Here is a 24,511-nt window from a genome sequence, read left to right as displayed (position 1 = left end):
CGTCAATCGACCACCACAGCATGACTCTCCGGGGTAATTGATGTTAATGTCCGGCTTAAATTTCAAGCGCGAGATCCAGACGCGATAGGGGAGCCGGTGGCATGATCATTTCCAGCGTGGCGAACGGTGCGACACGATTGACCCCGAGGGAAAGCGAGATCCTCGAGCTCGTCGCCACCGGCCGATCGGCGCGGCAGATCGCCGCCGCGGTCGGGCTCGCGGCGCGCACGGTCGAACGCTATATCGAAAATATCCGCTACAAGATGGGCGCGCGCAACCGGACCCACCTCGTCGCCCTCGCGATCGCGCGGGGCGATCTCGAGGTCCGCAGCGTCGGCAACGGCTGAGCGCCCCTTCGCATCGAGGGCGCGCTTGGACGCGGCATCGCCACGCCGCCCCGAAGGCAGCCAATCGCTTGTCACGGTGGGAAAAATGGAGCGGGCGAAGGGATTCGAACCCTCGACCCCAACCTTGGCAAGGTTGTGCTCTACCCCTGAGCTACGCCCGCTCATCGGCGGATCGGGAATCAGTGCGTCCCGACCGGGTGGAGGCGCAGATAGCGGCACCCGGGGGTTGCCGCAACCCCTATTCTCAAGCCCCGGTTGTGCGACCCGCCCCGAACCCCATATGACGGTCAACGGACCAACCAAGTAGACGGGGATGAGGCAATGGCGACGCTGGGCATGAGCGAGGACGACAAGACGGCGCTCAAGCGGTTCGAGGACGAGGTGATCACCCCCTCGATGTCGAAGCTGGTGATCCTCCAGTTCACTGCCGCATGGTGCGGTCCGTGCAAGCAGCTGACCCCGATCCTCGAGCAGGTCGCGAGCGACTATGCCGACAAGGGGGTGATGCTCGCCAAGGTCGATGTCGACGAACAGAAGTTCATCGCCGCGCAGTTCCGCATCCAGTCGGTGCCGACGGTCTATGCCATCTTCCAAGGCCAGCCGCTCGGCGACCTGACCCAGTATCGCACCCCCGGCCAGCTCAAGCAGGTGCTCGACCAGATGATCCGCCAGCTCCCCCTCGAGGGCGACGCGCAGACGGCCGAGCAGCAGGTCGAGCCGCTGCTCGAGATGGGCGAGCAGGTGCTCGAATCGGGCGACGGCGAGCGCGCGATCATCCTGTTCTCGCAGATCAGGGAGCTGGCCCCCGACCACCCCCGGGCGATCGCCGGAATGGCGCGTGCGCAGATCCTCGCCGGGCAGGCCGAGGCCGCCGCGACGTTGCTCGACGGGCTCGACGACAAGCTCGCCGCCGATCCCGCCGTCGCGCAAGCGCGCGCCCAGCTCAAGATGGCGCGGCTCGGCGAGGACGCGGTCGATACCAGCCCCTATGTCGCCCGGCTCGAGGCCGACCCCGACGATCACGCGGCGCGCTTCAAGCTCGCCGAGGCGGCGATGGCCGACGGCGAGCGCGATGCCGCCGCCGACCAGCTCCTCGAGATCATCGGCCGCGATCGCGACTGGGAAGACGGCAAGGCGCGCACCACGCTGCTCGAGCTGATCGAGGCGGCGGGGCTCGAGGACGACTGGTCGAAGACCCAGCGGCGGCGACTGTCGGCGGTGCTCTTCACATGATGGACGCGCGCCCGACGCGCGTGCGAATCTTCCCGCTCGCGGGGGCCATCCTCTTCCCGCGCGCGCAATTGCCGCTGCATATCTTCGAGGCGCGCTATCGCGACATGGTGCGCGACGCCATCGACAGCGACGGGCGGATCGCGATGATCCAGCCGCTCGACCCGGAAGACGAGCGCGCGCTCCACCAGGTCGGGTGCATCGGCGACATCGTCGCGCTCGAGGAACTCGACGACGGGCGCTTCAACATCATCCTCGAGGGCGTCGAGCGCTTTCGCGCGATCCGCGAGCCGCAGGTCGACACGCTCTACCGCCAGCTCGATGTCGACCTTGCCGCCTATGACGACAGTGTCATCGGCTCGCTCGGCCCGGCGCGGCGGGCGTCGGTCGAACAGGAGGCGCGCGCCTTTGGCGACGCGCTCGGGCTCGAGGTCGACTGGGAGGCGGTGGCGCGGCTCGACGACGAGACGCTGATCAACGCGATCGCGCAGGTCGCGCCCTTCGACATCCCCTCCAAGCAGGCGCTGCTCGAGGAGCGCGCGCTGGCGGGGCGCGCCGACCTGCTGGTCCAGCTGATGCAGTTCCAGCGCATCGCGCCGGGCGGTCCCGAGGCCGACCAGACGCTGCAGTAGCGGCGCGGCTAGATCGGCAGCCCGCGCAGCAGCAGCGGCAGGTCGCCGCTCGTCCCCTGCGCTTCCTGCTTGAGCTTCTCCTTGAGCGGCCCGAAGCGGTTGACCAGCCCCATGCCGAGCCGCCGCACCATCGACGCGGTGCGCCCGGGCACCCCGTAGAGCCGGGTGAGCCCGTCGGTCGCGGCGGCCACGCTCAGCGTGTCGAGGCTGCGCCAGCGTTCGTAGCGCTCGAGCAGCTGCGCATCGCCCGGGTCCATCCCCAGCCGGCGGCCCTCGACCAGCACCTCGGCGAGCGCGGCGGCGTCGCGATAGCCCAGGTTGACCCCCTGCCCCGCGATCGGGTGGATGCCGTGCGCGGCATCGCCGATCAGCGCCATCCGCTCGGCGGTGAGCCGCGCCGTGTGGTGGAAGCCGAGCGGGTAGGTCGAACGCGGGCTCAGCATCTCGATGGCGCCGAGAAAACCACCCATCGCGCGCTCCGCCTCGGCGGCGAAAACCTCGTCCGGGAGCTTGAGCAGCCCGGGCGAATCGGCGGTCGGGACCGACCAGACGAGCGCCGAGCGGTGGCGCCCGTCGGGCAGGTCGGTCATCGGTAGCAGCGCGAACGGGCCGCCGGGATAGAAGATTTCCCACGCGACATCGCCGTGCGGGCGCGCGTGCGCGAGCGTCGAGACGATCGCATGATGGTCATATTTCCAGCGCGCCACCCGGATCCCCGCCGCCTCGCGGGTGGGCGAATTGCGCCCCTCGGCGCCGACCAGCAGCGGCGCGGCGATCTCGCTGCCATCGTCGAGGGTCATCCGCACCCTGTTGGCATCGCGCCGCGTCGCCACCGCGTGGCGGCCGTAACGCAGGTCGAGATGGCGGCCCGCGCGCGCGCGCTTGAGGAGCGCTTCGCGAAGATGGCGGTTCTCGTGCATCCAGCCGAGCGGTTCCTCCTCCGCCCCCGCCTCGAAGGCGAGCCCGCCCTCGGCCAGCCCGTCGGCGACCTTGATGGTCCGGATCGGGTTCCCGGGTTCGGGAAAATGGGGGGCGATGCCGACGACCTCGAACATCCGCCGCGAAGAGGAGCTGACCGCGCTGGTGCGGCCGTCGAAGGCGGCGTTGGCGCGCGCGTCGGGATCGGCGGGATCGACGAGGGTGGCGCGCAGCCCGGCGCTGTCGAGCGCCGCGGCGAAGGCGAGGCCGACGAGGCCCCCGCCCGAGATGATGACATCGCTCATAGCCGCTTCGATAGGGCTTTTGGCGGGCGAGCGATAGGGCGTTGACCGCCCCCCCGGCCCCGCCGCTATATTGGCCGCTTCGAAGGGGAATGGGCATGGCGAGCAAGGCCGGCAAGGTGACCCGTGGCGCGCGCGCCGCGGGCGAGGGGATCGAGGGCTTTTTCGCGGACCTCGCGCGGCGGCTCGGCGGGCTGGCGATGGTGCTGGGCGGGGGCGCGTTGGCGCTGGCGCTGGCCAGCCACGAACGCACCGATCCGTCCTTCTCGACCGCGGCCGGGGGGCCGCCGCACAACTGGCTCGGCGCGTTCGGCGCCTATGCGAGCGATGCGCTGCTGCAGGGGTTCGGGCTGGCCGCGGTGCTGGTCGTGCCGCTGCTGCTAGTCGGCGGCTGGCGATGGCTGCGGCTGGCCGAGACGGGCAGCGCGCGGCGTGCGATCCTGCTCGGGCTCGCCGCGGCGCTGTGCATCGGCACCGCGCTGTCGCTCCTGTCGGACCGCAGCCTCAGCGATTTGCCCGCCGGGTGGGGCGGGCTGGCGGGCATGGGCGGCGCCGCGCTGGTCGAGAGCGGGGTCGGGCTGATCGGCGATCGTGCGATCGAGGGGCCGGTGCGGCTGTCGCTGATGATCATCGCCGCGCTCGGCGGCATCGCGCTGTTCGCGATGGCGCTGGCCCTGCGCGCGGAGGAGCGCGCGGCGCTGGCGAAGCTGCTGCCCGAACGCGACGCGCTGCGGGCGCCGCGGCTGCGACGCGACAAGGCGGCCGCGCCCGCGCGCGAACGCCGCAAGAAACGCGAGAAGACCGCCAGGCCGCCGCGCGCCGAAGTCGAGGTCGCCGAACCCGCCGCCCCCGTCATCGCCGCCGCGACCCCGCGCCCCAAGCGGCAGGCGGCGAGCGGGCAGCAGGCGAGCCTCGCGCTGGGCGACGGCTACGAATTGCCCGCGCTCGACCTGCTCACGCCCCCCGGCGAGGCGGTCAACGCGCGGGTCGACAAGGCCGCGCTCGAGCGCAACGCGCGCCTCCTCGAGAGCGTGCTCGAGGATTTTCATGTGCGCGGCGACATCGTCGAGGTAAAGCCCGGGCCGGTCGTCACCATGTACGAGCTCGAACCCGCGAGCGGGATCAAGGCGAGCCGGGTGATCCAGCTCGCCGACGACATCGCGCGCAACATGAGCGCGCTGTCGGCGCGCGTCGCCACCATCCCCGGGCGCAGCGTGATCGGGATCGAACTGCCCAACGCGCAGCGCGACATGGTCAATATGCGCGAACTGCTCGGCAGCGAGGACTTCGCCCGCGACGGTCGCTCGCTTCCCATCATCCTCGGCAAGAATATCGGCGGCGAGCCGGTGATTGCCGACCTCGCGCCGATGCCGCACCTGCTGGTCGCGGGGACCACCGGGTCGGGCAAGTCGGTGGGCCTCAACGCGATGATCATGAGCTTGCTCTATCGGCTCAGCCCCGACGAATGCCGGATGATCATGATCGATCCCAAGATGCTCGAACTGAGCATCTACGACGATATCCCCCACCTCCTCGCCCCGGTGGTGACCGAACCGCCCAAAGCGATCCGCGCGCTCAAGTGGACGGTCGAGCAGATGGAGGAGCGCTATCGTATGATGGCGAGCCTGTCGGTGCGCCAGTTGTCGGGGTTCAACAAGAAGGTGATCGAGGCGCGCGCCAAGGGCAAGCCATTGGAGCGCAAGGTGCAGACCGGCTATGACGCCGAGACCGGGCAGCCGACCTACGAGATCGAGGAGCTCGACTATGCCCCGCTGCCGCAGATCGTGGTGGTGGTCGACGAGCTCGCCGACCTGATGATGACCGCGGGCAAGGAGGTCGAATTCCTGATCCAGCGGCTGGCGCAGAAGGCGCGCGCGGCGGGGATCCACCTGATCATGGCAACCCAGCGCCCGAGCGTCGATGTCATCACCGGGGTGATCAAGGCCAACCTGCCCACCCGCATCAGCTTCGCGGTCACCAGCAAGATCGATTCGCGCACTATCCTTGGCGAACAGGGGGCCGAACAGCTGCTCGGCAAGGGCGACATGCTCTACCTGCCCGGCGGCAAGAAGATCGAGCGCGTCCACGGGCCCTTCGTCTCGGACGAGGAGGTGCGCGCGGTGGCCGATTTCTGGCGCGCGCAGGGCACCCCGGACTATATCCAGGCGGTCACCGAGGAACCCGAGGACGGGGGCTTCAGCCTCGACGGCGAACCCTCGGGCGAGGACGACGCCGAAACCCAGCAGTTCCGCCAGGCGATCCAGATCGTCGCCACCAGCCAGAAGGCCTCGACCTCCTATCTCCAGCGGCAGCTGCGGGTCGGCTACAACACCGCCGCGCGGCTGATCGAGCGGATGGAGGACGAGGGGCTGGTCGGCCCGCCCGACCATGTCGGCCGCCGCGACGTGCTGATCGACCGCGACGGCCAGCCGCTGTGAGGCGGGACAACGGCTGAACTGCCCGGAACCGGGAAGTTCAGTGCGCATTCAACCGGGGTCGGCCACAAGGCCCCGAGATTTTCAGGAGATCGTTTTCATGGATTCGCTGGCCAAGCATCTCGCATTGCCCGTCGCGGTGGTTGCCGCCGCGACCCTCGCGGTGCCCGCCACCGCGCAGCCCGCCAAGGCGAGTATCGAGCAGGTCGAGCGGCATCTCGCCGCGACCCGGTCGTTGACCGCGAGCTTCACCCAGACCGACGGCAAGAACCGCTCGATCTCGGGCGATCTCTCGCTCAAGCGCCCGGGCAAGGTGCGCTTCGACTATGGCGCCAACGCCAACATGCTGCTCGTGGGCGACGGGACCAACCTGCACTTCCTCGATTATGAGGTGGGGCAGAAGTCGAGCTGGGAAATCGCCAATTCGCCGCTGTCGGTGCTGCTCGACAGCAAACCCGACCTCGGGCGGATCGCGCGGATCGTGCCGAGCCGCGACGACCGGGTCGTGATCGTGCGCGCGCGCGATGCGCGGCGCCCCGAATTCGGTACGCTGATCCTCGCCTTCACCAAGAACGGCGCCTATCCGGGCGGGCTGCGGCTCGAGGGTTGGACCGCGATCGATGCGCAGAACAAGCGCACCGCGGTGACGCTCCGAAACCAGCGCTACAACGTCGCCATCCCCGACAGCAAATTCCGCTATCGTGATCCAACCTAAGAATTTTTTCGGTTTGCATTTAAAACCGTTCAGCAAAGCGAAAGCTTGCGGCGCGTAAAGCTATGACGATTGTCGATGTCCGGGGTTTCCCCCTGTTACCCGGTGATGTCGGCTATCGCCTTGCGTGACGAACGCTAGGTCGGCCCTCGCTCCACGCCCCCGGAGCGGGGGCCTTTTGCTTGTCGGGCCCGTGAGGATTTGCGGGGCCGGGGAGGGGCGGCTAAGGGTCGAGCCCAGATCACCCCTTGCCGAAAGTGCCCGTCGCCTCGTGACCCGCCTCAAGATTGCCAGCTGGAACATCAATTCCGTTCGCGCCCGCCCCGACCTCGTCAGCCGGTTCCTCGACCATGCCGACCCCGATATCCTGTGCCTGCAGGAGACCAAGGCCGACAATAGCGCCTTCCCGCGCGGCTTCTTCGAGGAGCGCGGGTACCGGCATATCGCGCTCAACGGGCAGCGCATGCACCACGGGGTGGCGACCATCGCCCGAGTGCCGCTCGAGGAAGACCTGCGCCATGACTGGCAGGACAATGGCGAGGCGCGCCATGTCGGGGTGCGCGTCGCCGGGCAGTTCCGGCTCGAGAATGTCTATGTGCCCGCCGGCGGCGACGTGCCCGACCGCGCCGAAAATCCCAAGTTCGGCCAGAAGCTCGACTTCATTGACCGAATGACGGCGTGGGCTCAAAAGTTGGCTGAGCCGACTTTGCTCGTTGGCGACTTCAACGTGGCACCGCTCGAGTGCGACGTGTGGAGCCACAAGGCGCTGCTCAAGGTAGTCAGCCACACTCCGATCGAGATCGCGGCGCTCGAGCGCCTCCAGGCAGCGCACGACTGGGTCGACCTTGGCCGCCGCTTCATTCCCGCGCCGCAACGCTGCTACACCTGGTGGAGCTATCGCTCGAAGGACCACACCAAGAACGATCGCGGGCGGCGGCTCGACCATATGTGGGCGAGCCCGGTGCTCGCCGGCAAGGTGGTGCACCACGAGGTCCACGAACCCGTGCGGAGCTGGGAAAAGCCGTCGGACCACGTCCCGCTGGTGTGCGAGATCGCGCTTTGACCCCACCGCTCTCCCTCGAGCGCGCGGTCGCCCGGCTCCGGCTCGGGCAGCCGGTGGCGATCGCGGGCGAGGGGGAGCGGCTCGCCGTCCTGCCGCTCGAGACCGCGAGCGCGGCGATGGCCGCCGAGCTCGGTGCGGACGCGGCCCCCCTGCTGCTGAGCGGCGAGCGCGCCGCCGCGCTGGGGCTGGGCAACCAGAAGGCGGCCGCCGAGGCGCATCGCCCGACCCGGATCGCGCCAGCGCAATGGTTCGACCACGCCGCCGCGCTGGCGCTGGTCGATCCGGCGCATGATTTCGAACGCGGTCCGACGGGGCCGGTGACGAGCGTGGCACCGGGGCCGCTCGACGGGGCCGCGCTCGCGCTCCTGCGCTATGCGGGGCTGCTACCGGCGGCGCGCGTGATCGAAGGGGAGGGGGCGCTGGCGGCGGTCCCGCTCGCCGCCTTCGCGCAGGCGCGGCGCAGCGTGACCCTCGTGTCGCGCGCCAGCATCCCGCTGGCCGACCTGCCCGCCGCGCAGCTGGCGGTCTTTCGCGATGGGCAGACGGGCGCCGAACATGCGGCGATGATCATCGGCGCCTTCGGCGGTCGGCCGCCGCTGGTCCGGCTGCATTCGGAATGCCTGACCGGCGACGTGTTCGGCAGCCTCAAGTGCGATTGCGGCCCGCAACTCGACGAGGCGTTGCGGCTGATCGGCACCGGCGGGGGTGGGATCCTTCTCTACCTGCGGCAGGAAGGCCGGGGCATCGGGCTCGCCAACAAGCTGCGCGCCTATGCGCTGCAGGACCGCGGCCTCGACACCGTCGATGCCAACCGCCGGCTCGGGTTCGCCGACGATGCGCGCGACTACGGGCTGGCCGCCGCGATGCTCGAGGCGCTCGGGGTACGCGAGGTCAGGCTGCTCACCAACAACCCCGCCAAGATGGCCGGTCTCGAGGCCGAAGGCATCCGCGTCAGCGAACGCGTCGCGCACCACCTGCCGACCAACCCGCACAACGCGGACTATGTCGCCACCAAGAAAGCGCGCTCGGGCCATCTCGACTAGGGGCGCGTGGGCACAAGCGACCCGTCAGCCGCGCGGTCCGAATAGCGCGGTGCCGATCCGGACCACGCTCGCCCCCTGTATCACCGCGCTCTCGACATCGTGGCTCATCCCCATCGACAGCCCGGCGACGTCATGACGCCGCGCGAGCTCGGCGAGCAGCGCGAAGAAGGGCGCCGATTCAAGATCGGCGGGGGGAATGCACATCAACCCCGCGATCGACAGCCCCTCGCCGCGCGCGAGCGCGAGCAGCTCGCCGAGCGCGTCCACCGCAACCCCGCCCTTCTGCGGCTCGGCGCCGATATTGACCTGGACGTAGAGGTCGGGCCGACGCCCCGACGCCGCGACCGCCTTGGCGATCGCGCGCACCAGCGAGGGGCGATCGAGCGAATGGATCGCATCGAACAGCGCGACGGCCTCCTGCGCCTTGTTCGACTGGAGCTGGCCGACCATGTGCAAGCGCACATCGGGATGCTCGGCCTTGAGCGCCGGCCACTTGTCCTGCGCCTCCTGCACACGATTCTCGCCGAAATCGCGCTGTCCCGCGGCGAGCAGCGGGCGGATCTCCTCGGGGGTGCGCGTCTTGGACACCGCGACCAGCGTCGGCAGCGCCTCGCGTCCCGCGCGCCGCGCCGCGAGCGCGATCCGCGCCTTCGTCTCTTCCAGCTTGTGCATGCCGCGCGCTATAGGAGAGCCGATGCCTCCCCGCCAGACCCTCTTCACCGACGAGCGCCTCGGCGCCCGCTTGTGGCCGAGCCTGCTGGCGCTGCCGCGCGGCAGTGGGGTGGTGCTGCGGCACGACCGGCTGCCGCCCGCCGATCGCGCCGCGCTGGCGCACCGGGTCGCGCGGCTGGCGCGCGCGCGGGGGCTGGTCCTGTCGGTGGCGGGCGACGTGGCGCTCGCCCGGGCGGTGGGCGCGGCGCTGGTGCATCGCCCCTCCGGGCCGACGCGCGGGATGCGCTTCAGCCTGCCGGTGCACGACCCGGGCGAAGCCCTCGCGGCGCGGCGCGCGGGGGCGGCCTTGGCCTATGTCTCGCCGGTCCATGCGACCGCCTCGCACCCCGGCGCGGCGACGCTGGGCGCAGCGCGCGCGCGGCGGCTGGCGCGGCTGTGTGGCTGTCCCGCGATCGCGCTGGGGGGAATGGACGCTCGCGCCTGGCGCGCGCTGGCGGCGGACTTTGCGGGATGGGCGGGGATCAGCGCGCTGGCGCGCTAGAACTTGAGCTTGGTGCCGACGTAGACCGCCTGGCTGTCATAGCGGCGCCCGTCGAGATCGGCCTCGGGCAGGCGTTCCTGATCGATGCGGTAGCGCACCCCGCCGGTGATGGCGATATTGTTGGTGATCTTGACCGCACCGCCGACGTCGAGCGCATAGCTGTCGGTGGCGCGGATGCTCGGGACCGCGCGGCTGGTCTCGCGATCGGCCGACACCGCGACCTGCCCGCTCACCTTCGTGCCATAGCTCAGCCCGACGCGCGCCCGGTCGCGGCTCAGCAAGGCCGGGCCGCCCTGATTGTTCTGTTCGGCCACCTCGGTCGACAGGCGGAAACGTTTCCAGCCGACATCGACCCCCAGATCGTAATTGCTCGGGGTGAGGGTGGCGCTGCGGCGCGGCGAGTCGACGACCTCGGCGACGCGACGCGTCGGCGCGGCGCCGGGGGCGCTGCTCGACGAACCGCGCGCCGCCACCTCGAGCTTGCGGGGTTCCTCGCGGTTGCTGCCCGCCGGGGTGAAGCCGCTGTTCGACGGCTTGCGGTTGGCGAAGACGGCGGCGAGCCGCGGGTCGGCGCCGGCCGGGGTGAAGCGCCCCGTCTGGCTACGCGCCGGGGGCGCGCCCGCGGCGTCGACCAGGCTGACCGCGGCGAGCGCGGGAATCGAGGTGGCGGCAAGGCCGATCGCGCAGCCGAGCATCAGCAGCACGCCGCCGCGCTTGCCCGCCTTGTTCGATTTGCGCCCCTCGATGGTCACTCGGTCCGACTCCATTGCTCCGGTAAACATAGCGCGGCGAAGCCGATCGTTCCATGACTCAGAATCCGCTTTCGTCGCGACTGTGGCCCGCGTCCCACAATGATCCGCCTTCACAAGCCCCCGGCATGGGGCTAGGCACGAAGCGAACCGACCAAGATCACGAGGCCTATCGTCATGAAATTCCCCCTTTCCACCGGGCTGATCGCTGCCAGCGCGCTGGCCCTGACCGCCTGCGGCGGCGGCAACCGCGCGATGACCCCCGTCGCGATGGCGCCCGCGCAAATGACCCAGATCGGGGTCAACGCCTATCTGTGGCAGGCGGCGATCGACACGCTGAGCTTCGCCCCGCTGCTGCAGGCTGATGCCTCGAACGGGATCGTGCTGACCGACTGGTATGCCAACCCCAACACCCCGGGCGAGCGGATCAAGCTGACCGCCGCGATCCTCGACGCCAGCCTGCGCTCCGACGCGGTGCGCGTGACCGCCGCGCGCGAGGTCCTAAAGGATGGCATGTGGGTCGCCGCGCCGGTCGAGGCCGCCACCGTGCAGAAGCTCGAGGACATCATCCTCACCCGCGCCCGCGACATTCGCCGTACCACCATCGCGCCCGCAGGATAAAGCATGACCGACCGCTTCGACTCGGCGGCCGCCGAGCGGCGCTGGCAGGACAGATGGGACGCGCAGCGGACCTTCGAGGCCGATAGCGCCTCGGATCGCCCCAAGGCCTATGTCCTCGAGATGTTCCCCTATCCCTCGGGGCGCATCCACATGGGCCATGTCCGCAATTACACGATGGGCGACGTGCTTGCGCGCTATAAGCGGATGCAGGGCTTCGAGGTGCTCCACCCGATGGGGTGGGACGCCTTCGGCATGCCCGCCGAGAATGCCGCGATGGAGCGCAAGGTCCATCCCGGGGCATGGACCCGCGAGAATATCGCGACGATGCGCGCGCAGTTGAAGCGCCTCGGCTTCGCGCTCGACTGGAGCCGCGAGCTGGCGACCTGCGAGCCCGATTATTACGGCCACGAGCAGGCGCTCTTCCTCGACCTCTATGACGCGGGTCTCGTCTTCCGCAAGGAAAGCGAGGTCAATTGGGACCCGGTCGACATGACCGTGCTCGCCAACGAGCAGGTGATCGACGGCAAGGGCTGGCGCTCGGGCGCCCCGGTCGAGCGCAAGAAGCTGTCGCAATGGTTCTTCCGCATCACCGATTTCGCCGAGGAGCTGCTCGACGGCCTCGGCGATCTCGACCGCTGGCCCGACAAGGTGCGGCTGATGCAGGAAAACTGGATCGGCAAGTCGGTCGGCATGCAGTTCGACTTCGCGCTCGACGAGACCGTCGGGGGCGCGGACAAGGTCACCGTCTTCACCACGCGCCCCGACACCATCTTCGGCGCGAGCTTCGTCGCGGTCGCCGCCGACCACCCGCTCGCGCAGGCAGTGGCGAAGGACAATCCCGAAGCCGCCGCCTTCATCGACAAGGTCAAGCAGGGCGGGACCAGCGCGGCCGAGATCGAGACGGCCGAGAAGGAAGGTTACAACACCGGGATCGGCGCGGTGCATCCCTTCGATGCGGCATGGAAACTCCCCGTTTTCATCGCCAATTTCGTGCTCATGGACTATGGCACCGGCGCCGTCTTCGGCGTGCCCGGACATGACCAGCGCGACTTCGAATTCGCGACCAAATACGGACTGCCCATCCAGCGCGTCGTCGCCCCGAGCGCGGACGAGGCCGACAAGCCCATCGAGGGCGAGGCCGACACCGAGGCGGGTGTCGCGGTCAATTCGCGTTTCCTCGACGGCATGGACACCGACGCGGCCAAGGCCGAGGTGATCGCGCGCGCCGAGAAGGACGGGTGGGGCGAGGCCAAGACGACGTGGCGCCTGCGCGACTGGGGCGTCAGCCGCCAGCGCTACTGGGGCACCCCGATCCCGATCGTCCATTGCGACAAATGCGGCCCGCAACCGGTACCCAAGGACCAGCTGCCGATCGTCCTGCCCGAGGACGTCAGCTTCGACATTCCCGGCAACCCGCTCGACCGCCACGCCCAGTGGCAGGTCACGACCTGCCCGAAATGCGACGGCGCGGCGCGGCGCGAGACCGACACGCTCGACACCTTCGTCGATTCGTCCTGGTATTATATCCGCTTCGCCTCGCAGCCGGACGACCGGCCCTTCGACGCCGCCGAGGCCAACAAATGGCTCCCGGTCGGGCAGTATATCGGCGGGGTCGAGCATGCGATCCTGCACCTGCTCTACGCCCGCTTCATCGCCCGCGCGCTTTCCAAGCACACGGGCCTCGAGGCACCCGAACCTTTTGCCGGCCTCTTCACCCAGGGCATGGTCACCCACGAGACCTACAAGAGCCTCGACGGTCGCTGGCTCAGCCCCGAGGAGCTCGGGGTCGGCACCGACGGCGAGATGGTCGAGCGGGCCACCGGCGCCGCCGTCGAGCGCGGCCGCGTCGAGAAGATGTCCAAGTCGAAGCGCAACGTGGTCGATCCCGATCCGATGATCGCCCGCTACGGCGCCGATGCGGTGCGCTGGTTCATGCTGTCCGACAGCCCGCCCGAGCGCGACCTCGAATGGTCCGAAGCGGGGATCGAAGGGGCCAATCGCTTCGTCCAGCGCGTCTGGAAGCTGGCGCAGGCCGAGCGCGGTGCGGCGGGCGTCGACAAGGCGCTCGACGTCAAGCGCCACCAGGCCATCGCGGCGGTCACCAGCGCGATCGAGGGGTTGCAGTTCAACAAGGCCGTCGCCGCGCTCTACGAGCTCGTCTCGGCGATCGAGAAGGCCGCGGCCTCGGCCACCCGCGACGAGGCGATCGATACGCTGGTCCGGCTCGTCGCGCCGATGGCGCCGCATCTGGCCGAGGAGGCGCATGCGGTGCGCGGTGGCGCCGGACTGGTGGCCGAGGCCGCGTGGCCGGTGCATGACCCCGCCAAGCTGGTCGCCGAGGAGGCCGTCATCGTCGTCCAGGTCAACGGCAAGCTGCGCGACAAGATGAGCGTCGCGCGGGGCACCGCGAAGGACGCGGTCGAGGCGCAGGCGCTGGCGCTCGACAAGATCCAGGCGCTGCTCGAGGGCAAGCCGCCGCGCAAGGTGATCGTCGTGCCCGATCGGCTGGTCAACATCGTCGCATGACGCGCGCGCTCGCCCTCCTGCTGCTGGCCGCCCCGCTCGCGGCGTGCGGGCTGCGCCCGCTCTACGGCGCGGGGGCGACCTCGGCGACCGCGCAGTCGCTGCGCGAAGTCATGGTCGCGCCGATCGACGAACGCTCGGGCTGGCTGTTGCGCAACGCGCTGGTCGACCGCCTCGCGGGGGCGGGCGAGGCGGCGGACGCCCGCTATCGGCTCGACGTGGTGATCGACGACGACATCACCAAGTTCGGGCTGCGCGGCGATGCCGGCGCGACCCGCGAACGCCGTGCCTTGCGCGCGCGTTACCAGCTGGTCGACCTCGCCACCGGTGAAACGCTCGTCGACGCCACCGCGGGGTTCGACGCGGGGATCGACATCACCTCCTCGCCCTATGCCACCGTCGCCGCCGAGCAAAGCGCGCTCGAACGGCTGAGCATGGAGGTCGCCGATGACATCGTCGCGCGGCTCGCGCTCTATTTCGACCGAATCGGCACCCCGTGAAGGCGAAAGCCACGGACATCGCCCAGTTCCTCAAGCGGGATCCGCTGCGGCTCTACCTGTTCCACGGGGTCGATGTCTCGGGTTCGCGCGCGGCGGCTGCCAAGCTCGCCGCGGCGCTCGGGGGCGAACGCAGCGCGCTCGACCCCGGCGGTTTCAAGGGCGATCCCGGGCGCCTCGTCGACGAGGCCGCTGGCGCCGGGCTGTTTGGTGACGCCAAGCTGATCTGGCTCGAGCCGGTCGGCAACGAGCTGCTCCCCGCCGCCGACGCGCTGCTCGGCGCGCCGACCACCGAATATCCGGTCATCGCCATAGGCGGCACCCTCGCCAAGTCGAGCAAGTTATTGAAATTGGTAGAGAGTTCGCAGGATGCGGTCGCGCTTGTCAGCTACGAACCGTCGCGCCGCGACCTCGTCCGCGACGTCGCCGCGCTGTTCACGGCCAAGGGGCTGCATCCCGATCCCGGCGTGCCCGAGCGGATCGCCGAGACCTGCGACCTCAACCGCGACCTCGCCGCGCGCGAGATCGAGAAGCTGGCGCTGTTCGTCGCTCCCGAAACGCAGGTGACCCACGAGGCGATCGACGCCGTGGGTGCGGCCTATGGCGTCACCGAATGGATGGCGGTGGGCGACAGCGCGATGGATGGCGACATCGCCGCGGTCGAGGCCGCGCTCGGCGCCGTGTCGCCGCAGGCGAGCGAGGCGGTGTTGGTCTGGCGGGCGGTGCAGCGGCGAGTCCAGCAGCTACTGCCGCTGGCGGCGCGGATCGCTGCGGGCGAATCGTCGCAGCAGGTCATCGCCTCGCAGGGCCGGGCGCTGTTCTGGAAGGACAAGCCGCTGGTCGCGCGCCTGCTCGACAAGTGGCCGGCGCGCCAGCTCGACCGGGTGGCGGCACGCGCCGTCGCGGCCGAGCGCGCGGCGATGCTCGAGCCCGGATCCAAGCGGGCGGCGCTGGGCGAGGAATTGCTCGCGATCGCGCGCGCCGCGCGCCGCAGGCGCTAGACGCCCGTCAGATCGCCTCGCCCGAGAGGCGCTGGCAGATCATGTCGAGCTGGTCGAGCGTGCGGTAGCCCAGCTGGACCTTGCCCCCATTGGCCCCGTGGCTGACCTGGACCTTGAGCCCAAGCAGGTCGCCGAGTTGGCGTTCGAGCGCGGCGATATCGGGGTTGTTCTGGGCCGCTGTCGTGCCGGCGCTCGCCTTTTGGGGCGGGCGGCCCTTCTTGACCAGCGCCTCGACCTCGCGGACCGACAGGTCGTGCGCGATCGCGTGGTTCGCGAGCTCGACCGCATTATCCTGCCCGATCAGCGCGCGCGCATGCCCCATGCTGATGCGCCCGTCCATCAGCATCTGCTGCACCGCCTCGGGGAGCTCGAGGAGCCGAATAAGGTTGGCGACATGGCTGCGCGACTTGCCCACCCGTTTGGCGATATCCCCTTGGGAATACTCAAAATTCTCGACGAGCGCCGCGTAGGCGCGCGCCTCTTCGAGTGCGTTGAGGTCCTCGCGCTGGACATTCTCGACGATCGCCATCTCGGCGACCGCGCTGTCGTCGCTGTCGCGCACGATCGCGGGCACCTCATGAAATTGCGCGATCTGCGCCGCGCGCCAGCGGCGTTCGCCGGCGATGATCTGGAAGCGGTCGCCGACCGGACGCACGAGGATCGGCTGCAGGACCCCGCGCTGGGCGATCGACTGCGCGAGCTCCTCGAGCGCGGGGCGGTCGAACTGGCGCCGCGGCTGGTCGGGGTGGGGCTCGACCTTGTCGATCGGTAGCTGTCGAATACCCTGCGTGTCGCCCGCGACGGCGGCGGGGCTATCCTCGAGCAGCGCGGACAGGCCGCGACCGAGACCGGCGGGACGAGCCATCATGCTGCCTCCCTGGCGAGCGCGGGGAGGCGATCGATGATCTCGCGCGCGAGGCTGAGATAGGCCGCGCTCCCCGGGCATTTGAGGTCATAGACGAGCGCCGGGATGCCGTGGCTCGGCGCTTCGGAAACGCGCACGTTGCGCGGGATGATGGTGTTGAGCACCTTGTCGCCGAGGCAGGCGCGGACATCGTCGGCAACATGCTGCGACAGGTTGTTGCGGCGATCGTACATGGTCAGCGCGATCCCGAGGATCTCGAGCTCGCGGTTCACCCCGCCGCGAACCCGGTCGACCGTCTTGAGCAGCTGCGACAGCCCCTCGAGCGCGAAGAACTCGCATTGCAGCGGCACGAGAAGATGCCGCGCGGCGACCATCGCATTGACGGTGAGCAGCCCGAGCGAGGGCGGGCAATCGATCAGGCAAATGTCCCATTTCCCCTCGGGAATCCGCGCGAACTTGTCGCGCAGCCGGGTCACGCGGTCGCTCAACTCCACCATCTCGATCTCGGCCCCCGACAGGTCGACGGTGGCGGGGACGATATCGAGCCGGGGCACCTTGGTAGCGCGCGCCAGGCGCTCGACGCCCTCGTCCTCGACGAGCAGGTCGTAGCTCGACCGCTCGCGATCGCTGGCCCCGATCCCGAGCCCGGTGCTGGCATTCCCCTGCGGGTCGAGATCGACGAGCAGGACCTTCCACCCGATCGCTGCCAGTGCGGTCGCGAGATTGATCGCGGTCGTCGTCTTGCCGACCCCGCCCTTCTGGTTGGCGATGGCTATTGTGATCATGGCCGGCCCCTCCGCTTGCGCTTGGCCCGTTCGACGAGGACGATCTTGGCGTCCGGGTCGGTCAGGCTCTCTTCCACCCGGGCTTGAAGGTGCCAGAAGCGACGGGCCTCTTCCAGTTCCTCGAGCGCCTTTTTGCCCTTGGGCAGGATCCAGCGCGTCTTTTCTGTGGATAGATGGTGGGAAAGGTCGAGGAACTTGCCGAGCGCGGCGACCGCGCGGCCGGTGATCACGTCATAATCGCCCGTCGCCGCCGCCGCCTTGCCCGCAACGACTCGGCACTGCTCGAGCCCCAGCGCGGCGATCGTCGATTCGAGGAAGGCGACCCGCAGCCCGCGCGGCTCGACCAGCGTCACCGGCCCCTCGTGCAGGATCGCGAGCACGATCCCCGGCAACCCGGGCCCCGACCCGATATCGACCCAGCGCGCGGTGGGGCGCGGGTCATACCGCAACAGCTGTGCGCCATCGAGCAGGTGGCGCTCGAATAGCTCGGCCTCGGTCGACTTGGCGATGAGGTTCTGGGTCCGGTTGGCGGCCAGCAGCCGCGCCGCGAAGGCCTCGAGCCTTTCGACTGTTTCACGTGAAACAGGGCACCCCGACGCCTTGACAAAGCGATCAGCGAGCATGGCGCAGCGCAAAATGCAAGGAGGTGAGCGCGGTCGGGGTAATGCCGCGGACCTGCGCCGCGCGGGCGAGCGTATCGGGGCGCGCGGCGCTGAGCCGCTCTATCATTTCCGCCGACAGCCCCGGCACCCTTGCGAAATCGAACGCCGCCGGAATGGGCACCTGGAGATCGCGATTGACCGTCTCCCAATCGCGCTGTTGGCGGTCGACATAGGGGGCGTAATAGACATCGTGCCCCACTTCCTGCGCCGCAGCCCCGGACCCCAGCGCCTCGAGCGCGGCCTCGCGCGTGTCGCAGCGGGTCAGCCAGTAGCGGAGCGGGCGGGGAGGGCGGGCGTCGGGGTCGCGCGGATCTACCATCGGCTGGTCGAGCCCCTCGCGCGCGGCCTGCTTGGCCGCGAGATGGCGGTCGAGCCGCGCGCGGTGCGCGTCGGAGATCCCGCTCTTCCCCGCCCGCGTGGCGAGCCGCTCGACCGCATTGTCGGCCCGCAGGTAGAGGCGGCGCTCGGCGCGCGCGGTCATCATCCGATAGGGTTCGCTCACCCCCTGGAGCGTGAGGTCGTCGACCAGGACGCCGATATAGCTCTCGCGGCGGTCGAAGGTAAGGGGATCGAGATCGCACGCGCGCGCCGCGGCGTTGAGCCCGGCGACCAGCCCCAGCGTCGCCGCCTCCTCGTAGCCGGTGGTGCCGTTGATCTGTCCGGCGAGGAACAGCCCGCCGATATCGCGGTGTTCGAGCGTGGGCCCGAGCGCGAGCGGGTCGCTATAGCCATATTCGACTGCATAGCCGGCAGTCGCGATGACACATTGTTCGAGCCCCTCGATGGTCGCCATCATTTCACGCTGCGCGTCGAGCGGCAGCGAGGTGGAGATGCCGTTGGGGTAGACCAGCGGGGTGTCGAGCCCCTCGGGTTCGAGGAAGAGCTGGTGACCGTCGCGATCGGCGAAGCGGCGCACCTTGTCCTCGATCGAGGGGCAATAGCGCGGGCCGCGGCCGCCGATATCGCCCGCATAGAGCGGCGAGCGATCGGCGTGACGCGCGATGACCTCATGGGTGCGCGGGTTGGTGCGGGTGATCGCGCAGGCGAGTTGGGGTGGCGGCGCCCCCCCGGGCTGGATCGACATGGTCCAACGCTCGGCGTCGCTGGGTTGGGGGGTCAGCCGCGCCCAGTCGATGGTCCGCCCGTCGAGCCGCGGCGGAGTGCCGGTCTTGAGCCGCCCCGCGATCAGCCCGAGATCGGCGAACTGTTCGCCGAGCAGGCTGGCGGCGCGCTCCTCGACGCGCCCGCCCTGTTCGGTCGCGAGCCCCCGGAACAGCCGCCCGCCGAGGAAGGTGCCGGTGGCGACGACGAGACTGCGACAATCGAGCCGATCCCCGCCCGCGAGCCGGACCCCGGCAAGCCGGTCGCCCTGCAATTCGATCGCGGTGACCTCGTCGGCGATGAAATCGATCGAGGCGGCGGCGACACGCGCGCGCACAGCGGCGGCGAACAATCGCCGGTCCGCCTGTACCCGCGGGCCGTATACCGCCGCCCCCTTGCTGCGATTGAGCAGCCGGTGGTGGATCGCAGCGCGGTCGGCGGCCCAGCCCTGCACCCCCTGGAACACGTCGAGCTCGCGCACCAGGTGCCCCTTGCCCACCCCCCCGATCGACGGGTTGCATGACATCTGCCCGATATTGTCGCGGTCGAAGCTGACCAGCGTAACCGACGCGCCGCGGCGCGCCGCGGCAAGCGCGGCTTCCACTCCGGCGTGACCCGCCCCGATGACGACGACATCAGTCATGGCGGCGCTCTGCCCACGCGACCCGCCGATGGCAAGACCGTTTCACGTGAAACATCATTTGCCGAGGCAAAACTTGCCGAAGATCCGATCGAGGACGTCGTCGAGCCGCGCATCGCCGCGCAGCTCGGCCAGCGCGAGCCGCGCGGCGCGCAGCTGCTCGGCGAGGAGGACCGGATCCTCCCCGCCCTCGAGCGCATCGGCCATCGCGCGCACCTGCGCGCGTTGCCGACGGTTGAGGGTGGCTTCGTCGGGGCTGGGGAGGAGCGCGCGGGCGTGCTCGGCGATGGCCTCGAACAGCGCGGGGATCCCCACCCCGGTGTGCGCCGAGACCGCGATCGCGCCCGCCGGCACTTCAAGTGCGAGGTCGGCCTTGGCGGCGATGGCGAGGCAGTGGGGGTGTGGGGGGGCAGCGTCGGGCGCCCCCAGCCAGAGCAGGATATCCGCCTCGTCGACCGCGCTGCGCGCGCGCGCGATGCCCTCAGCCTCGACGGTGCCCGCGCCGCTGCGCCAGCCGGCGGTGTCGACCAGCAGGTAGGCGATCCCGTCGATCCGCAACGGCAGTTCGATGGTATCGCGCGTGGTCCCCGCCTCGCCGCTGACGATGGCACGATCATATCCCGCCAAGGTATTGAAAAGAGACGATTTTCCGGCATTGACCGGGCCAGCGAGGACAAGTCGGATCCCGTCCTGGAGCGGCCGCCTTTCGGGCAGCGCGAGCAGCGCCTCGACGTCCCCCCGCAACGCGGTGATCGCCGCCTCGAGGTGCGCGATCCGCCCTGTCTCCTCCTCGTCGCCGACATAGTCGATCGCCGCCTCGGCCTGCGCCGACAGGTCGATCAGCCGCGCCTCGAGCGCGGCAAACCCCTGCCCGAGCCCGGTGCGATACTGGCGCAGCGCGACCTTGCGCTGCAGTTCGGTCTCGGCGTGGAGCAGGTCGCCCAGCGCTTCGGCGGCGATGAGGTCCATCTTGCCATTGGCAAGCGCGCGGCGGGTGAACTCGCCGGGCGCGGCGAGCCGGGTGCCCGCGCGCGCGGTCAGGAGGTCGAGCAGCCGGTCGACCACCGCCCGGCTACCGTGGACTTGATATTCGACGATATCCTCGCCCGTGGCGCTGTGCGGGGCGCGAAACCCCAGCACCAGCGCCTCGTCGAGCAGGCTGTCGTCGGCGGGGTCGCGCAGCCGCGCATAGCGCGCGCGGGCCGCCTCGGGGCTGGCACCGAGCATCGCCGCCCCCGCGAAGGCATCGGGGCCCGAAGCGCGCACGATCGCGATCGCGGCGGGCAGCGCGCCCGAGGACAATGCGACAATCGTGCCGCCCGACATCAGCCGAGCAGGGTGCCGACCCCGACCGTCGGATCGACGATCCCGTCATAGATCATGTTGCCCGCGACCCACAGGATGACCGCCAGCCCGACATAGGCGATCCACTTGTAGCGCTCGATATATTTGGCGATGACGTTGGCCGCCACGCCCATCAGCGCGACCGAGAGGATGAGGCCGACGATGAGGATCCCCGGATGATCCTTGGCCGCGCCCGCGACCGCGAGGACGTTGTCGAGGCTCATCGACACGTCGGCGACCGCGACCGCCCAGGCGGCGGCAGCGAAGCTCTTGACCGGCTTGACCCCCGAATGCTCGTCGCCCTCGATCTCGGGGCTGCCGGGGCTTTCGCCCATGTGGTGCAGTTCGCGCCACATCTTCCAGCTGACCCACAGCAGGAGCAGACCGCCCGCGAAGATCAGCCCGACGATCTGCAGCAGCTGCACCACGATCAGCGCGAACAGGATGCGCAGGACGAGCGCGGCGAGCACGCCGATGATGATGACCTTGCGCCGCTGCTCGGGCGGGAGCCCTGCGGCGAGCGCGCCGACGACGATCGCATTGTCCCCCGCGAGCACGAGGTCGATCGCGAGCACTTGGAGGAAGGCTGCCATCGCGGTCGGCGAGGTGATGTTCGAGAAGTCCTTGACGATGGCCGCCCAGATGTCGGCAGGACCGCCGAACGACAGACCCTCGGCCGAAGCCGCCGCGAGCATCAGAAGCATTTGGTCAAACATGATCGGCTAAACCCCCGTTGCGCACTACTGGTTCATCGAGGCGAAGAAATCCTCGTTCGACTTGGCGTCCTTCATCTTGTCGAGCAGGAACTGCATCGCATCGACGGTGCCCATCTGCATGAGGATGCGGCGCAGCACCCACATCTTCGACAGGGTGGCCTGGTCGACCAGCAGCTCTTCCTTGCGGGTGCCCGACTTGCCGACATCGAGCGCGGGGAAGATGCGCTTGTCGGCGACCTTGCGGTCGAGCACGATCTCGCTGTTGCCGGTGCCCTTGAACTCCTCGAAGATGACCTCGTCCATCTTGGAGCCGGTGTCGATCAGCGCGGTGGCGATGATCGAGAGCGAGCCGCCTTCCTCGATGTTGCGCGCGGCGCCGAAGAAGCGCTTGGGACGCTGCAGCGCGTTGGCGTCGACACCGCCGGTCAGCACCTTGCCCGAGCTGGGCACGGTGGTGTTGTAGGCACGGCCCAAGCGCGTGATCGAGTCGAGCAGGATGACGACATCCTTCTTGTGCTCGACGAGGCGCTTGGCCTTCTCGATCACCATTTCAGCGACCTGCACGTGGCGCGAGGCGGGTTCGTCGAAGGTCGAGGAGACGACCTCGCCCTTCACGCTGCGCTGCATGTCGGTGACTTCCTCGGGGCGCTCGTCGATGAGCAGCACGAGGAGGAAGACCTCGGGGTGATTGTCGGTGATTGCCTTGGCGATGTTCTGCAACAGCACCGTCTTACCCGTGCGCGGCGGCGCGACGATGAGCGCGCGCTGGCCCTTGCCGAGCGGCGAGACGATGTCGATCACCCGCGCCGACTTGTCCTTGACGGTGGGATCGGCGCTGTCGAGCGTGAGCTTCTCGTCGGGGTAGAGCGGGGTGAGGTTGTCGAAGTTGACGCGGTGGCGGACCGCGTCGGGATCGTCGTAATTGACCTGCGTGACCTTGGTCAGCGCGAAATAGCGCTCGCCGTCCTTGGGGGCGCGGATCTCGCCCTCGACGGTGTCGCCGGTACGCAGCCCCATCTTGCGCACGATCGAGGGGGCGACATAGATGTCGTCGGGCCCGGCGAGGAAGTTGGCCTCGGGGCTGCGCAGGAAGCCGAAGCCGTCGTTGAGCACTTCGATCGTGCCCATCCCCATGATCTGCTCGCCCTCCTCGGCATGTTCCTTGAGGATCGCGAACATCAGGTCCTGCTTACGCAGCGTGGAGGCGCCCTCGACGCCAAGCTCTTCGGCCATCGCGACCAGTTCGGCGGGGGGTTTGGCTTTGAGTTCCTGGAGATGCATCATGGGCGGATCGGCCTTATCGAAAAATGGGTCTGGGAAACCCGGTACGTGGTCGCAGGACGCGATGGGAACGCACCGTCGCGGCGAGAAAAGTCGGGCCGCGCGTCGAGACCCCAGCCGGTAAGCGTCGGTCTCGCCCTAGTCAACCGCGCGCACGCTACCGCGTTCCCTCAGAAGGGGCGAACCACCGCGAGGATGACGATCAGGATGGTCGCGATCCCCGGCACCTCGTTGAGCAGCCGCAGCGTGCGTCCCTCGAGCGGGCGCTGGCCCGCGGCGAGCTTCTTGCCGAAGGCGGAAACCCACCCCTGGTAGCCGGTGAGCAGGACGACGAGCAGCAGCTTCGCATGGAACCAGCCGGCGGTGAGATAGCCGCCGTTGAGGGCGAGCGCGAGCCCGAGCGCCCACGTGACGAGCATCGCCGGCAGGAGGATGATGGTGCGGGCGCGATCCTCGCGCTCGATCCAGCCGCGGTCCTCGGCCGAGCCGGGGGTCGTCTCGTGGTGGTGGACGTAATAGCGCGGGACGATGAAAAGGCCGGCGATCCAGAAGATGACGAAGATGACATGCGCCGCCTTGACCCAGATGGCGGCGGCGCCGAGCCAGCCGATCATGCCGTCCATCCCTAAGCCCCCTTCACCCGCGCGATCATCGTCTCGACATTAGCGATCGGGGTCGACTTGTCGATGCCATGGCCGAGGTTGAAGATGTGCGGGCGCTCCGCGAAGGCAGCCTTGATCTTGTCGACCGCGGCCTCGAGCCGCTCGCCGCCGCCGATCAGGAGGAGGGGGTCGAGATTGCCCTGGACGGGCAGCCCCGCGGGCAGGTTGGCGTGCGCCCAGTCGGGGTCGATGGTCTCGTCGACGCCGACCGCATCGACCCCCGTTTCGCGCGCGTAGAGCGGGAGCTTCTCGCCCGCGCCCTTGGGGAAGCCGATCACCGGCACCTCCGGATGGCGCGCCTTGAAGGCCGCGACGATGCGGCGCGTGGGTTCGAACACCCAGGCGGCGAATTCGTCGGGCGACAGGCTGCCAGACCAGCTGTCGAACAGCTGGACCGCGTCGGCACCCGCCTCGACCTGCCCCGAAAGATAGTCGACCGTCATGTCCGCGATCGCCTCGATCAGCGCGGCGAAGCGCTCGCGCTCGCCATAGGCCATGACGCGCGCCGCCATCTGGTCCTTCGAGCCCTGCCCCGCGACCATGTAGGTGGCCACGGTCCACGGGCTGCCGGCAAAGCCGAGCAGGGTGATCGAGGGATCGAGCTGCGCTTTCACCCGGCGCACCGTCTCGTAGATCGGGTCGAGCCGTTCGGGCCGCCGCTCGAGCCGCTCGAGCGGGGTGGTGTCGAGGGTGGGGGACAGCCGCGGACCCTCGCCCGCCACGAAGGCGAGGTCCTGCCCGAGGGCATAGGGGACGATGAGGATGTCGGAAAACAGGATCGCGCCCTCGAACGCGAAACGGCGCAAGGGCTGGAGCGTGATCTCGGCCGCCGCGGCGGGATCGTAGACGAGATCGAGGAACCCCCCCTTCTCGGCGCGCAGCTCGCGATATTCGGGCAGGTAGCGCCCCGCCTGCCGCATCATCCAGGCCGGCGGCGGATCGTGCCGTTCGCCGCGCAGCACGCCGAGCAGGCGCTTGGTCGTCGAGTTGTTCGCCACCCTCTCTCTTCTTTCTTTCTTAGATATATAGAAAAGGATTCATGAAGTAATTGGCCGCTTGGCAGCGGGGCTTAGGCGCGGATACCGCATTTGCCAACAGCGCGCGCGATTCACGCCGCCGCGCCGCCGCCCTCGCGAGCGCGCCGGTTCGTACCCGCTATCCACAGAATT

Annotated in this window: 24 protein-coding genes and 1 tRNA gene; 12 read left to right on the top strand and 13 right to left on the bottom strand. The window is 69.5% G+C overall.

All coding sequences use genetic code 11. From position 1 onward, the window contains the following. Positions 1–101 precede the first annotated feature (101 nt). Positions 102–347: a response regulator transcription factor gene (locus L8951_RS05190; protein WP_244381944.1), complete on the top strand. Its 246-nt coding sequence runs from the start codon at positions 102–104 to the stop codon at positions 345–347. An 86-nt stretch (positions 348–433) separates the two neighbouring features. Here the strand turns inward: L8951_RS05190 and L8951_RS05185 are convergent. Further along, positions 434–508, bottom strand: a tRNA-Gly gene (locus tag L8951_RS05185). Between the two features lie 160 nt (positions 509–668). On the opposite strand from L8951_RS05185, the gene L8951_RS05180 reads away from it, so the two are divergent. Then, positions 669–1,580, top strand: a complete 912-nt coding sequence (locus tag L8951_RS05180) for a tetratricopeptide repeat protein (protein ID WP_244381943.1) — start codon at positions 669–671, stop codon at positions 1,578–1,580. Continuing rightward, positions 1,577–2,209: an LON peptidase substrate-binding domain-containing protein gene (locus tag L8951_RS05175; protein WP_244381942.1), complete on the top strand. Its 633-nt coding sequence runs from the start codon at positions 1,577–1,579 to the stop codon at positions 2,207–2,209. Before L8951_RS05180 ends, L8951_RS05175 begins: the two co-directional genes overlap by 4 nt. Before the next feature lie 8 nt (positions 2,210–2,217). Here the strand turns inward: L8951_RS05175 and L8951_RS05170 are convergent, their stop codons facing one another. Then, entirely contained in the window at positions 2,218–3,432 is a 1,215-nt protein-coding gene (locus L8951_RS05170) for a UbiH/UbiF/VisC/COQ6 family ubiquinone biosynthesis hydroxylase (protein ID WP_244381941.1), read from the bottom strand. Positions 3,433–3,527: 95 nt separating this feature from the next. Between L8951_RS05170 and L8951_RS05165 the strand changes: the two genes are divergently transcribed. The 4 genes from L8951_RS05165 to ribA all read left to right on the top strand — a co-directional run bounded on the left by L8951_RS05165 (position 3,528) and on the right by ribA (position 8,682). After that, complete coding sequence (locus L8951_RS05165) at positions 3,528–5,867, top strand: FtsK/SpoIIIE family DNA translocase (RefSeq protein WP_265535824.1); 2,340 nt, start codon at positions 3,528–3,530, stop codon at positions 5,865–5,867. A gap of 97 nt (positions 5,868–5,964) precedes the next feature. Continuing rightward, positions 5,965–6,579, top strand: coding sequence for a LolA family protein (locus L8951_RS05160; protein WP_244381940.1), 615 nt, complete (start codon positions 5,965–5,967; stop codon positions 6,577–6,579). A 268-nt stretch (positions 6,580–6,847) separates the two neighbouring features. Then, entirely contained in the window at positions 6,848–7,639 is a 792-nt protein-coding gene (locus L8951_RS05155) for an exodeoxyribonuclease III (protein ID WP_244381939.1), read from the top strand. Continuing rightward, positions 7,636–8,682, top strand: coding sequence for a GTP cyclohydrolase II (gene ribA, locus L8951_RS05150; RefSeq protein WP_244381938.1), 1,047 nt, complete (start codon positions 7,636–7,638; stop codon positions 8,680–8,682). Before L8951_RS05155 ends, ribA begins: the two co-directional genes overlap by 4 nt. Positions 8,683–8,706: 24 nt before the next feature. Here ribA and L8951_RS05145 read toward each other — a convergent pair whose 3' ends face one another. After that, complete coding sequence (locus L8951_RS05145; protein ID WP_244381937.1) at positions 8,707–9,354, bottom strand: YggS family pyridoxal phosphate-dependent enzyme; 648 nt, start codon at positions 9,352–9,354, stop codon at positions 8,707–8,709. A gap of 22 nt (positions 9,355–9,376) precedes the next feature. On the opposite strand from L8951_RS05145, the gene L8951_RS05140 reads away from it, so the two are divergent. Continuing rightward, on the top strand, positions 9,377–9,895 hold the full coding sequence (locus L8951_RS05140; RefSeq protein WP_244381936.1) for a thiamine phosphate synthase: 519 nt from the start codon (positions 9,377–9,379) through the stop codon (positions 9,893–9,895). Here L8951_RS05140 and L8951_RS05135 read toward each other — a convergent pair. After that, the gene (locus tag L8951_RS05135) at positions 9,892–10,647 is read right to left on the bottom strand and encodes a hypothetical protein (protein WP_244381935.1); all 756 of its coding nucleotides are present in this window, start codon (positions 10,645–10,647) and stop codon (positions 9,892–9,894) included. The genes L8951_RS05140 and L8951_RS05135 overlap by 4 nt on opposite strands. A gap of 174 nt (positions 10,648–10,821) precedes the next feature. Here L8951_RS05135 and L8951_RS05130 point away from each other — a divergent pair, with 174 nt between their 5' ends. From L8951_RS05130 to holA, 4 genes are read left to right on the top strand one after another with little or no spacing between them, the layout of a single operon-like run. Beyond that, the gene (locus tag L8951_RS05130; RefSeq protein ID WP_244381934.1) at positions 10,822–11,265 is read left to right on the top strand and encodes a DUF3576 domain-containing protein; all 444 of its coding nucleotides are present in this window, start codon (positions 10,822–10,824) and stop codon (positions 11,263–11,265) included. Between the two features lie 3 nt (positions 11,266–11,268). Next, positions 11,269–13,791 carry a leucine--tRNA ligase gene (gene leuS, locus L8951_RS05125; protein ID WP_244381933.1) on the top strand — a complete coding sequence of 841 codons (2,523 nt, stop codon included), beginning with the start codon at positions 11,269–11,271 and terminating at the stop codon, positions 13,789–13,791. Further along, positions 13,788–14,288 (top strand): LPS assembly lipoprotein LptE, encoded by a 501-nt coding sequence (gene lptE / locus L8951_RS05120; RefSeq protein WP_244381932.1) that lies wholly within the window; start codon positions 13,788–13,790, stop codon positions 14,286–14,288. Before leuS ends, lptE begins: the two co-directional genes overlap by 4 nt. Further along, on the top strand, positions 14,285–15,286 hold the full coding sequence (gene holA, locus L8951_RS05115) for a DNA polymerase III subunit delta (RefSeq protein ID WP_244381931.1): 1,002 nt from the start codon (positions 14,285–14,287) through the stop codon (positions 15,284–15,286). Before lptE ends, holA begins: the two co-directional genes overlap by 4 nt. Positions 15,287–15,293: 7 nt before the next feature. Here the strand turns inward: holA and L8951_RS05110 are convergent, their stop codons facing one another. The 9 genes from L8951_RS05110 to hemE all read right to left on the bottom strand — a co-directional run bounded on the left by L8951_RS05110 (position 15,294) and on the right by hemE (position 24,340). Further along, on the bottom strand, positions 15,294–16,154 hold the full coding sequence (locus L8951_RS05110) for a ParB/RepB/Spo0J family partition protein (protein WP_244381930.1): 861 nt from the start codon (positions 16,152–16,154) through the stop codon (positions 15,294–15,296). Beyond that, positions 16,151–16,936, bottom strand: a complete 786-nt coding sequence (locus L8951_RS05105; RefSeq protein WP_244381929.1) for a ParA family protein — start codon at positions 16,934–16,936, stop codon at positions 16,151–16,153. The genes L8951_RS05110 and L8951_RS05105 overlap by 4 nt, the downstream gene beginning before the upstream one ends. Then, positions 16,933–17,559, bottom strand: a complete 627-nt coding sequence (gene rsmG, locus L8951_RS05100) for a 16S rRNA (guanine(527)-N(7))-methyltransferase RsmG (RefSeq protein WP_244381928.1) — start codon at positions 17,557–17,559, stop codon at positions 16,933–16,935. The genes L8951_RS05105 and rsmG overlap by 4 nt, the downstream gene beginning before the upstream one ends. Continuing rightward, entirely contained in the window at positions 17,549–19,342 is a 1,794-nt protein-coding gene (gene mnmG, locus L8951_RS05095; protein ID WP_244381927.1) for a tRNA uridine-5-carboxymethylaminomethyl(34) synthesis enzyme MnmG, read from the bottom strand. The genes rsmG and mnmG overlap by 11 nt, the downstream gene beginning before the upstream one ends. A gap of 54 nt (positions 19,343–19,396) precedes the next feature. Further along, positions 19,397–20,665 (bottom strand): tRNA uridine-5-carboxymethylaminomethyl(34) synthesis GTPase MnmE, encoded by a 1,269-nt coding sequence (mnmE, locus tag L8951_RS05090; RefSeq protein WP_244381926.1) that lies wholly within the window; start codon positions 20,663–20,665, stop codon positions 19,397–19,399. Beyond that, positions 20,665–21,399: a TerC family protein gene (locus tag L8951_RS05085; protein WP_244381925.1), complete on the bottom strand. Its 735-nt coding sequence runs from the start codon at positions 21,397–21,399 to the stop codon at positions 20,665–20,667. The genes mnmE and L8951_RS05085 overlap by 1 nt, the downstream gene beginning before the upstream one ends. Positions 21,400–21,423: 24 nt before the next feature. Next, entirely contained in the window at positions 21,424–22,680 is a 1,257-nt protein-coding gene (gene rho, locus L8951_RS05080) for a transcription termination factor Rho (protein ID WP_244383192.1), read from the bottom strand. 170 nt (positions 22,681–22,850) lie between these two features. Next, positions 22,851–23,303 carry a CopD family protein gene (locus L8951_RS05075; protein WP_244381924.1) on the bottom strand — a complete coding sequence of 151 codons (453 nt, stop codon included), beginning with the start codon at positions 23,301–23,303 and terminating at the stop codon, positions 22,851–22,853. A 2-nt stretch (positions 23,304–23,305) separates the two neighbouring features. Further along, positions 23,306–24,340, bottom strand: coding sequence for a uroporphyrinogen decarboxylase (gene hemE, locus L8951_RS05070; RefSeq protein WP_265535833.1), 1,035 nt, complete (start codon positions 24,338–24,340; stop codon positions 23,306–23,308). Between the last annotated feature and the right edge of the window lie 171 nt (positions 24,341–24,511).

The sequence above is a fragment of the Sphingomicrobium astaxanthinifaciens genome (genome assembly GCF_022865105.1).
Taxonomy (GTDB): domain Bacteria; phylum Pseudomonadota; class Alphaproteobacteria; order Sphingomonadales; family Sphingomonadaceae; genus Sphingomicrobium; species Sphingomicrobium astaxanthinifaciens.
The sequence above is the reverse complement of the archived record's forward strand: the minus strand, read 5'-3'. Positions and strand labels throughout refer to the sequence as shown.

What these genes read in the sequence shown, in the direction of transcription:
- L8951_RS05170 (WP_244381941.1), bottom strand. Translation starts at nt 3,432, where the DNA reads ATGAGCGATGTCATCATCTCGGGCGGGGGCCTCGTCGGCCTCGCCTTC.
- rho (WP_244383192.1), bottom strand. Translation starts at nt 22,680, where the DNA reads ATGCATCTCCAGGAACTCAAAGCCAAACCCCCCGCCGAACTGGTCGCG.
- L8951_RS05175 (WP_244381942.1), top strand. Translation starts at nt 1,577, where the DNA reads ATGATGGACGCGCGCCCGACGCGCGTGCGAATCTTCCCGCTCGCGGGG.
- L8951_RS05165 (WP_265535824.1), top strand. Translation starts at nt 3,528, where the DNA reads ATGGCGAGCAAGGCCGGCAAGGTGACCCGTGGCGCGCGCGCCGCGGGC.
- leuS (WP_244381933.1), top strand. Translation starts at nt 11,269, where the DNA reads ATGACCGACCGCTTCGACTCGGCGGCCGCCGAGCGGCGCTGGCAGGAC.
- L8951_RS05160 (WP_244381940.1), top strand. Translation starts at nt 5,965, where the DNA reads ATGGATTCGCTGGCCAAGCATCTCGCATTGCCCGTCGCGGTGGTTGCC.
- mnmE (WP_244381926.1), bottom strand. Translation starts at nt 20,665, where the DNA reads ATGTCGGGCGGCACGATTGTCGCATTGTCCTCGGGCGCGCTGCCCGCC.
- mnmG (WP_244381927.1), bottom strand. Translation starts at nt 19,342, where the DNA reads ATGACTGATGTCGTCGTCATCGGGGCGGGTCACGCCGGAGTGGAAGCC.
- lptE (WP_244381932.1), top strand. Translation starts at nt 13,788, where the DNA reads ATGACGCGCGCGCTCGCCCTCCTGCTGCTGGCCGCCCCGCTCGCGGCG.
- L8951_RS05130 (WP_244381934.1), top strand. Translation starts at nt 10,822, where the DNA reads ATGAAATTCCCCCTTTCCACCGGGCTGATCGCTGCCAGCGCGCTGGCC.
- rsmG (WP_244381928.1), bottom strand. Translation starts at nt 17,559, where the DNA reads ATGCTCGCTGATCGCTTTGTCAAGGCGTCGGGGTGCCCTGTTTCACGT.
- L8951_RS05110 (WP_244381930.1), bottom strand. Translation starts at nt 16,154, where the DNA reads ATGATGGCTCGTCCCGCCGGTCTCGGTCGCGGCCTGTCCGCGCTGCTC.
- L8951_RS05075 (WP_244381924.1), bottom strand. Translation starts at nt 23,303, where the DNA reads ATGGACGGCATGATCGGCTGGCTCGGCGCCGCCGCCATCTGGGTCAAG.
- L8951_RS05180 (WP_244381943.1), top strand. Translation starts at nt 669, where the DNA reads ATGGCGACGCTGGGCATGAGCGAGGACGACAAGACGGCGCTCAAGCGG.
- L8951_RS05145 (WP_244381937.1), bottom strand. Translation starts at nt 9,354, where the DNA reads ATGCACAAGCTGGAAGAGACGAAGGCGCGGATCGCGCTCGCGGCGCGG.
- L8951_RS05105 (WP_244381929.1), bottom strand. Translation starts at nt 16,936, where the DNA reads ATGATCACAATAGCCATCGCCAACCAGAAGGGCGGGGTCGGCAAGACG.
- L8951_RS05085 (WP_244381925.1), bottom strand. Translation starts at nt 21,399, where the DNA reads ATGTTTGACCAAATGCTTCTGATGCTCGCGGCGGCTTCGGCCGAGGGT.
- L8951_RS05190 (WP_244381944.1), top strand. Translation starts at nt 102, where the DNA reads ATGATCATTTCCAGCGTGGCGAACGGTGCGACACGATTGACCCCGAGG.
- L8951_RS05140 (WP_244381936.1), top strand. Translation starts at nt 9,377, where the DNA reads ATGCCTCCCCGCCAGACCCTCTTCACCGACGAGCGCCTCGGCGCCCGC.